The sequence below is a fragment of the Bradyrhizobium sp. TM239 genome (genome assembly GCF_036247985.1).
GTDB classification, from domain to species: Bacteria; Pseudomonadota; Alphaproteobacteria; order Rhizobiales; family Xanthobacteraceae; genus Bradyrhizobium; species Bradyrhizobium ottawaense.
The window spans coordinates 292,237-298,578 of the sequence record NZ_BTIR01000003.1; the positions used below are offsets into that span (position 1 = coordinate 292,237).

Annotated in this window: 6 protein-coding genes; all 6 read left to right on the forward strand. The window is 65.9% G+C overall.

What is annotated here, in order from left to right:
• The first annotated feature begins 62 nt into the window (after window positions 1-62).
• Window positions 63-1,058 (forward strand): non-homologous end joining protein Ku, encoded by a 996-nt coding sequence (ku, locus tag AABA84_RS07585; RefSeq protein WP_338307535.1) that lies wholly within the window; start codon window positions 63-65, stop codon window positions 1,056-1,058.
• Between the two features lie 57 nt (window positions 1,059-1,115).
• A complete protein-coding gene (locus tag AABA84_RS07590; RefSeq protein ID WP_212248466.1) occupies window positions 1,116-1,352 on the forward strand; it encodes a hypothetical protein in 237 nt (78 codons plus the stop codon).
• A gap of 289 nt (window positions 1,353-1,641) precedes the next feature.
• The gene (locus tag AABA84_RS07595) at window positions 1,642-1,806 is read left to right on the forward strand and encodes a Flp family type IVb pilin (protein ID WP_212248465.1); all 165 of its coding nucleotides are present in this window, start codon (window positions 1,642-1,644) and stop codon (window positions 1,804-1,806) included.
• Between the two features lie 215 nt (window positions 1,807-2,021).
• Entirely contained in the window at window positions 2,022-3,560 is a 1,539-nt protein-coding gene (locus AABA84_RS07600) for a thymidine phosphorylase family protein (RefSeq protein ID WP_338311748.1), read from the forward strand.
• Window positions 3,557-4,477: a ribose-phosphate pyrophosphokinase gene (locus AABA84_RS07605; protein WP_338311749.1), complete on the forward strand. Its 921-nt coding sequence runs from the start codon at window positions 3,557-3,559 to the stop codon at window positions 4,475-4,477. Before AABA84_RS07600 ends, AABA84_RS07605 begins: the two co-directional genes overlap by 4 nt.
• Entirely contained in the window at window positions 4,474-6,069 is a 1,596-nt protein-coding gene (locus tag AABA84_RS07610; protein WP_212248462.1) for an MBL fold metallo-hydrolase, read from the forward strand. Before AABA84_RS07605 ends, AABA84_RS07610 begins: the two co-directional genes overlap by 4 nt.
• The last annotated feature ends 273 nt before the right edge of the window (window positions 6,070-6,342 follow it).

Consider the following 6,342-nt stretch of genomic DNA (forward strand, 5'->3'; position numbering starts at 1 on the left):
ATGATTCGCTGTTCCCCGATGGTATCCTGGGACGTTGTCCTCTGTTGCGTTTGGAGTAGCCCATGGCCCCCCGCGCCAATTGGAAGGGTTTTCTGCGTTTGTCGCTCGTGACCTGTCCGGTCGCGCTTTATCCGGCCACTTCGGATACCGAGAAGGTCTCCTTCAACCAGATCAACCGCAAGACCGGCCACCGGATCAAGTACCTCAAGGTCGACGCCGAGACCGGCGACGAGGTGACGTCCGAGGACATCGTCAAGGGCTACAAGGTCGACACCGACACCTATATCGAGGTCACCAAGGACGAGCTCGACGACATCGCGCTCGACTCGACCCACACGATCGATATCGACGAGTTCGTGCCGAAGTCCGACATCGACAACCGCTATCTGATCCGCCCCTATTATCTCGTGCCCGACGGCAAGGTCGGCCATGACGCCTATGCGGTGATCCGCGAGACCATCCGCAGCATGGACAAGGTCGCGATCGGCCGCGTCGTGCTGACCAACCGCGAGCACATCATCGCGCTGGAGCCGCTCGAGAGCGGGCTGATGGGCACGCTGCTGCGCTACCCTTACGAGGTCCGCAGCGAGACCGAATATTTCGACGACATCCAGGACGTGAAGCTGACCAGGGACATGCTCGACCTCGCCAAGCACATCGTCGAGAAGAAGTCCGGCACCTTCGAGCCCGAGCTGTTCGAGGACCATTACGAGACCGCGCTGATCGATCTCATCAACAAGAAGCGTAGCGGCGCCCCGATCACCGCCAAGGCCGCGCCGAAGAGCGGCGGCAACGTCATCAACCTGATGGACGCGCTGAAGAAGAGCATCGCCAACGAGAAGGACGTCAGCCCCGCGGCGAAGGTCGCCAAGGAGACCGCGAAAGCCAAGAAGCCGAAGAAGCGCGTCGCGGGCCAGCGCGAGATGCTGCTGCCGATCGCCGGCAAGGGCGGCAAGGACGCTGCTGCGAAGACGGCGACCAGGGAAGCGACCAGGGAGACTTCGAAGAAGGCCGACAAGCCGGTGCGGGCGCCGGCGCGAGCGAAAAAAGCCGGCTAGACGCATCCCCCCGCGATCGCGCCGTGATGCCACACCTCGCCGATCTGGCGGCCTGACATGCCCTGGTCGACGGCGTTCGACGATCCCGTTCGCGTCAGTGACAAGCGCGAGCTGCTGACGCTTCAGGAGGCGGCCGACTACATCATGCGGCTGCCCGAGGACGCCCAACACGAGCCGCGCTGGCAGACCGCCGTCGAGACCTTGATCAAGGCGGCCGAGACCGGCGGCGGCTGGGTGATGTTCGCCCGCATCGCCATGTTGCGGGCGCTGAATGCGGACGACCGGCGCGGATGAGCGCCATGGTGTCCTTGCCGGCCCGTTGACGAACAGGCTCAACAATCGGTTAAGCAGCCGCACGATCGCGCCCTGACGGGCACGGCGCCGGCGCGGCCCAGCGGAGGCCTGCGGATATGAATCCATTTGAACAGATCGATGGAACCTTAATTTAATGAATGCCGTCGTATGAGCAGTGGCGCGCTCGCCCGGGCTTAATACTTTTGGCGCGCATAAAGACTTATTCGATCTTTTTGCAAGTCCGATGACGACGCGGCCATACGTTGGATCGGATGAACGGGAGTTGGCAATGCGTTTGCTTAGGTCCTTCCTTGCCGATGAGAATGGTGCAACCGCGATCGAGTACGGCTTGATCGCCGCCGGGATCGCGCTCGCAATCGTGACCGTCGTGAACAACACGGGCGGCGCGCTCCTCAACAACAAGTTTGTCGCGATCAGCACGGGGATAAAGTAACCCGCTCCCCGATTTGGCCGGCCAACATCGGCGATGTCGCCACGGCATTCGGCTTCCCCTGTCATTTCCAGACCGACGCGCCTGCAGCAGCGCGCCTGCGTGACGGCCCGCCGCAGCCCACCCATGTCCCTCGCGCGCGCCATGATCTGGGTCAACAGCATCAGGACGGCCGCGTCTAAGCATGGAAGCCGTGTTTCATCCCTGCCGGCCCGTCCATGCATCCAGACCTTCCGCACTCCCAACTGAAGATCCGCCGCGTCCGGCTCGATACCGGCCGCGAGAACGTCGTCGTCGTCTCCAGGCAGTCGAAGGCGCTGCGCGCCGAGATCTTCCGCGGCTTCAGCCGCGTCGAGCTGCGTCAGGGCGGCAAGGTCCTGCTGGCGACGTTGCTGATCACGGACGACGATACGCTGGTGGCCCCGGACGAGATCGGACTCTCTGAACCCGCGTTCCGGCGCTTCGCGCAAGGCGCCGGCACGCTGGTCACGGTCAGGCCAGCCGCGCCTCCGGAGAGCCTGGAAGCGGTGCGCGCGAAGATCCGCGGGCGAACCCTGAGCCAGGCCGAGATCGGCGCGATCATCAACGACCTCGCACATTATCGCTACTCGGACATGGAGATCGCCGCCTTCCTGATCGGTTCGGCGAGCTTCATCACCAGCGACGAGCTGCTCGCCCTCACCGGCGCGATGGCGCAGGCCGGCACGCAATTGGTGTGGCCGACCCCCGTCGTCGTCGACAAGCATTGCATCGGCGGCATCCCCGGCAATCGCACCTCGATGGTCGTGGTGCCGATCGTCGCCGCCCATGGCCTGCCGATCCCGAAGACCTCCTCGCGCGCCATCACCTCGCCTGCCGGCACCGCCGACACGATGGAGGTGCTGGCGCGGGTGAATGTCGGCGTCGAGGAGATGAAGGCGATCGTCTCGAGCTGCAACGGCTGCCTGATCTGGGGCGGGCACGTGAACCTGTCGCCGGCCGACGACGTCCTGATCTCGGTCGAGCGTCCGCTGAGCCTCGATACCCGCGAGCAGATGGTCGCCTCCATCATGTCCAAGAAGATCGCGGCGGGCTCGACGCATCTGTTGATCGACATTCCGGTCGGGCCGACCGCGAAGGTCAGCAATGGCGTCGAGGCGATGCGGCTGCGCAAGCTGTTCGAATTCGTCGGCGACCGCTTCGGCCGCACGGTCGAGGTGATCACGACCGACGGAAGCCAGCCGATCGGCAACGGCATCGGGCCGGTTCTGGAGGCCAATGACGTCATGGCGGTGCTCGGCAACGACAAGGATGCGCCGCGCGACCTGCGCGAGAAATCGCTGCGCCTCGCCGCCCATCTCCTGGAATACGATCCGAAGCTGCGCGGCGGCGCCGGCTATGCCAGGGCGCGCGAACTGCTCGACAGCGGTGCGGCGTTGAAGCAGATGCAGAAGATCATCGACGCCCAGGGTCCGTCGACATGCCGCAGCGAGCTCGGATCGCTCAGCTTCGACGTCAAGGCGGCGCATGACGGCATCGTGTCCGCGATCGACTGCCTGCGTCTGAACCGCCTCGCCCGCACCGCCGGCGCGCCGCTCGACAAGGGCGCCGGCATACGCCTGTTCAAGAAGATCGGCGATCGCGTCGAGCAGGGCGAGCCGCTCTATCGCGTCTACACGTTCGACCGCCCCGAGCATGATCTGGCCGCCGATGCCGCCACTGAGGAGACCGGTTACGTCGTCAACGGTCATGACGACCTGCAAGGCAAGACGGCGTGAGCACGATCGCGCTCCAGACCTTGCCCGGCGGCAGCGATGCGGCGAAGCGCCTCGCAGCGCGACTTGGGCTTGCCTGCAGCGAAATCGCCGTGCATCGTTTTCCCGACGGCGAGCTGCGCGTCGCCGTCGCGCCGGCGACCGGCACCACGATCCTCTATGCTTCGCTCGATCAACCCAATGACAAGCTGATCGCCCTGCTGTTCGCTGCGGAGGCGCTGCGACGCAACGGCACGAAGCGGCTGGTGCTGGTCGCGCCCTATCTCTGCTACATGCGGCAGGATGCTGCATTTCATCCGGGCGAAGCCATCAGCCAGCGTGCCATGGGCAGTCTGCTTGCGACGACCGTGGACCGTATCGTCACCGTCGATGCGCATTTGCACCGCACCCCAGACATCAGGTCGGTCTTTCCAGGCATCGAAGCGGAGAACCTGTCCGCCATGCCTGCCATCGCGAACGCGCTGGCCACGGGCGGCATCGACCCCGCGACCGTGGTGATCGGGCCCGACATGGAGTCCGAGCCCTGGGTCAGGGACATCGCGAGCCGGCTGCGCCTGCAGCACACGGTGGCGCGAAAGACCCGGCACGGCGATCGTTCCGTGGCGATCAGCTTTGCCGATCCCGGCCTGCTCGCGGGACGGCCGGCGCTGCTGGTGGACGACATCGTCTCCTCCGGAACGACGCTGATGGCCGCGGCGAAGGCCCTGACGGCGATGGGCGCGACCGCCGTCGATGCGGTCATCACGCACGCGCTGTTTCCACCCGCGATGACCGTCGCATTCGCCAGCGCCGGCATCCGGTCGATCCGATCGACCGACAGCGTCCCGCATCCGACCAACGCGATTTCCCTCGCCGAGAGTCTTGCGGCCGCCTTGCGGTCCGAACTGACCACGACACTTCCTCCGGAGACGACGCCATGAGCATCACCGTTCGATTCTGCGGCGCCGCCCGCACCGTGACCGGTTCGAGCTACCTGTTCCAGACCGCGACCGGCCGCTTCCTGGTCGATTGCGGCCTGTTCCAGGGCCAGAAGACGCTGAAGGAGCTCAACTACGGCGCCTTTCCGTTCCGCCCCGCCGATATCGATGCCGTGCTGCTCACGCATGCCCATATCGACCATAGCGGTCTCTTGCCGAAGCTCGTGCGCGCGGGATTCGAGGGACCGATCCTGGCGACGCGCGGCACGATCGACCTCTGCTCCTACATGCTGCCCGACGCCGGCAGCATCCAGGAATCGGAAGTCACGCAGCTCAACCGGCGCAACGCCTCGCGCGGGCGCAAGGAGGTTCAGCCGATCTACACGCAGGCCGATGCCATTGCATCGCTGCAATCGTTTCGCGCCGTCGACTACGAACGCTGGACCGACGTGATCCCGGGCGTCCGCGCGCGCTACTGGAACGCCGGCCATCTGCTCGGCTCGGCCTCGATCGAGCTCGAAATCGCCGGGCAAGGCGCGACGCGTCCGCTGCGCGTGCTGCTCTCCGGCGACGTCGGGCCGGAGGCCAAGCTGCTGCAGCCCGATCCCGAGGCGCCGACCGATTTCGACTACGTCATCTCGGAATCGACCTATGGCGACCGCGTGCGCGAGGCCACGACACCTGCGCTCCGCCGCACGCACCTCGCGGCCGAGGTGCGCGATGCCGCGGCGGCCGGCGGCGCGCTGTTGATGCCGGCCTTCGCGGTCGAACGGACCCAGGAGCTGATCGTCGATCTCGTCGACCTGATGGAGCACGGCGAGATTCCGACGGCACCGATCTTCCTCGACTCTCCGCTCGCGATCCGCGCCACCGAGGTGTTTCGCCGCCATGCCGAGAGCCTCGACCCATCCGTCGATGCCGCGCGCCTGCTCAACTCGCCGCATCTCAAATTCACCGAGACCGCGGACGAGAGCAAGGCGATCATGCGCCTGTCCGGATTCCATATCATCATCGCGGCCAGCGGCATGTGCGACGCCGGCCGCATCCGCCATCATCTGAAGCGCTGGCTGTGGAACGAGCGCGCGACCGTGCTGCTCGCCGGCTTCCAGGCCAACGGCACGCTCGGCCGCTTCCTCCAGAACGGGGCCAAGGCCGTGCGGATCCAGGGCGAGGAGATCAAGGTCGCGGCCCGCATCCGCATGATCGACGAATATTCCGGCCATGCCGACGCCGCCGGCATCGCCAGCTGGATCGCGGCACGCCGGCCCATTTCGCGCGGGCTGTTCCTGGTCCATGGCGAGGAAGGCGCGATTGCGGGGCTCGCGGAACGCGTCGCCGAGCGGATCATTCCGGCGGCCCGGGTCTACCAGCCGTTGCTCGACGACATCTACGAGCTCGCCGCTGCCGAACCGCGCGTGGTCGACGTCGATCACCGCCGGCGGCTCGCACCGGAGGCCGTGACCCGTCTCGACTGGCACAACGAGATGTCGGAGCTCATGCTCGACATCAACGACAGGGTTGGGGCAGCCGCCGACGACCGCGCCCGCGGCGTCATCATCCGGAGGCTGCGCCGCGCGCTGGAGGAGAAGGTGTAGCGGGACATGACGGCGCTGAAACGCGCCTCTCTCTTGTCCCGGACGCGCTGCAGCGTTCTTGCGCTGCTGCGCAGAGCCGGGACCCAGACGGCTGCACATTCCGCTGAGGCATGGGCCCCGGCTCTGCAGCGCACCGTCGAAGGGACGCTGCGCTGCGTCCGGGGCACCGATAGTCTCGATCCAATTTCTCAAACAGTTCGTAGGATGGGTAGAGCGAAGCGAAACCCATCGACGCTTCTTCCACGTTGAACATGATGGGTTTCGCAAGTGCTC